General features: G+C 71.2%; 1 protein-coding gene and 2 pseudogenes. 2 read left to right on the forward strand and 1 reads right to left on the reverse strand.

Translation table 11 applies throughout. The annotated features are described in order from the left end of the window. Both KS423_RS44050 and KS423_RS44055 read left to right on the forward strand, forming a co-directional pair. Window positions 1-230: pseudogene (locus KS423_RS44050) on the forward strand (NAD(P)/FAD-dependent oxidoreductase); the annotation flags it as partial. A 182-nt stretch (window positions 231-412) separates the two neighbouring features. Continuing rightward, window positions 413-1,696: pseudogene (locus KS423_RS44055) on the forward strand (SpoIIE family protein phosphatase); the annotation flags it as partial. A gap of 270 nt (window positions 1,697-1,966) precedes the next feature. Here the strand turns inward: KS423_RS44055 and KS423_RS44060 are convergent. Further along, the coding region (locus KS423_RS44060) for a hypothetical protein (protein WP_224285300.1) at window positions 1,967-2,155 on the reverse strand (189 nt) is incomplete at its 5' end.

The following is a 2,155-nucleotide window of genomic DNA, read 5'->3' on the forward strand; positions in this document are numbered from 1 at the left end:
GCAGGCTCACCGGCCGCCGGGCCTGGTGGCTGCACCGGGCGCGGCACCTGCGACGGCTGCCGAGCGCCGAGCGCCGCGTGCGGGTGCTGATGGACTGGGTGCTCGGCGGGGTGTTCTCCCGCGAGGTGGTCTCGCTGGGCGCGATGGAGCACCCGCGTTCGGTCTTCGAGGAAGGGTTCGACCCGAGGTCCGGACGGCCGTCCGACGCCGGACCGGATGCTCCCCGGTGACCGCACCCGCCGACCCGGGCCGGCGGCCGACCGGAGGGCGGATCGGACGGCCACGCCGGGCGCGCGACTTCCGGAACCGGGCCTCCGCCTGACAGGATCAGCCCGACCTGGTCATTACCCCGTGTGCTGCTGCGCACACAAAAAGTGATGATATGCCTGGAAAACGAGGAAGCGGCCGTCGTTTGAACCTCATGCGCTGGAGCGCCCGGCTCACCGGAGTCCCCCGGCGTGCCGTCCCGCCCAACGGGACCGGCACCGAGGACGGTGCGCCCTGCCCCGACGGCGTCGTCGTGCCCGGCCCCCGCGACCCGGACGGTCCCGCCGCCGGCGCCGAGCTCCTCGACCCGCAGAAGCCGCAGAACCTGCGCGAGGTCCTCAACCGCATCCCCGCTCCGGTCGCCGTCACCTACGGCCCGCTCCACCAGCTCGGCTACGCCAACCGCGCCTACCGCGACCTCTTCGGCGACCGCCCCACCGGCCTGCCCGCCGCCGAGGCCCTCCCCGAACTCGGCAGCATGGGCGTCCTGCCGCTGATGGACCAGGTCATCCGCGGCGGCCGCCCGCGCAGCGTCAAGGCCCGATGCATCCTCGGCCTCACCGGCAACCGCTACTACAACGTGTCCTGCGTCCCGCTCGGAACCGGGGAGAACTGCGACGCCGCCGAAGGACCGCCCGCCGGAGTGCTGATCTTCGCCGCCGAGGTCACCGACCAGGTCCTCGCCGCCGCCCGCCTGCGCGAGGCCGAACGGCGCCAGCGCGAGGCCGCCGTCACCCTCCAGCGCAGCCTGCTTCCGCAGAAGCTCGACCAGCCGGCCGGCCTGCGGGTCGCCGCCACCTATCAGCCGGGCGGCGCCGAGGCCGCGGTCGGCGGCGACTGGTACGACGTCATCGCCATCGACGGCGGGCGCACGGCACTCGTCATCGGCGACGTCATGGGCCGCGGCCTGCGTGCCGCCGCCGTCATGGGCCAGCTGCGGACCGCCGTCCGCGCCTACGCCCGCCTCGACCTGCCCCCGCACGAGGTGATGCGCCTGCTCGACGGCCTCGCCATGGAGATCGACGCCAACCAGATCGCCACCTGCACCTACGCCGTCTGGGACCCGCAGTGCCGCACCCTCTCCTACGCCTCCGCCGGACACCTCCCCGTGCTGCTGCGCTGCCCGGACGGCACCATCCTGCGCAGCGAGGAACAGAACGGCCCGCCGCTCGGCACCGGCGGCGGCCTGCACGTCTCCCACACCCTGCGCCTGCTCCCCGGTACGACCGGTGTCCTCTATACCGACGGACTGGTCGAGCGCCGCGACGAGGACATCGACCAGGGCCTCGACCTCCTGGCCCGCACCCTGACCGGTGCGATCGGTGCCCCCGAGGTGATCTGCGCCCGGTTGCTGCGGGCGATGGGCGTGACCTCCGAGCACGACGACGACGTCGCCGTCCTGGCCTTCCAGCTGCCGGTGGAGGAGGGGACCGAGAATTCGGTTGCGCCGGTTGACTCGGCCAGGCCGAAGGTCTAGTGTTCTTCGAGCTGCCTGGCAGGGAGCACCGGACACGCGTCTGCGCGGACGGTCCCGGGGCAGCCAATCCTCTGAAACACCACTTCCCGGTTCGGGCCGGGTCGCTTCGTCGTTTTCACGTCGCGGCCTGCTGCGTATTCGGCGTGTGCGTTTTATCGGGTTGCGGTCGGATTCGCTTTTCGGAGCGGAGATCGGCTAGAGTTTGAAACGTCGGACGGGGCGTCAAACCCCGGAAGACGCCAGCGAGTTGGATGAGCGAAGCCCCGGAAACGGAGCGGAAAACATCTGATAAGCTGGAAACACGAAAGAACGAAGCCCGGAGGGCCCGCTGGAAGGCGGTCCGAAGGAAGCGTCCGTTCCTTGAGAACTCAACAGCGTGCCAAAAGTCAACGCCAGATATGTTGACATCCC

It is taken from the genome of Streptomyces sp. LS1784 (assembly GCF_020103755.1).
Classification (GTDB): domain Bacteria; phylum Actinomycetota; class Actinomycetes; order Streptomycetales; family Streptomycetaceae; genus Kitasatospora.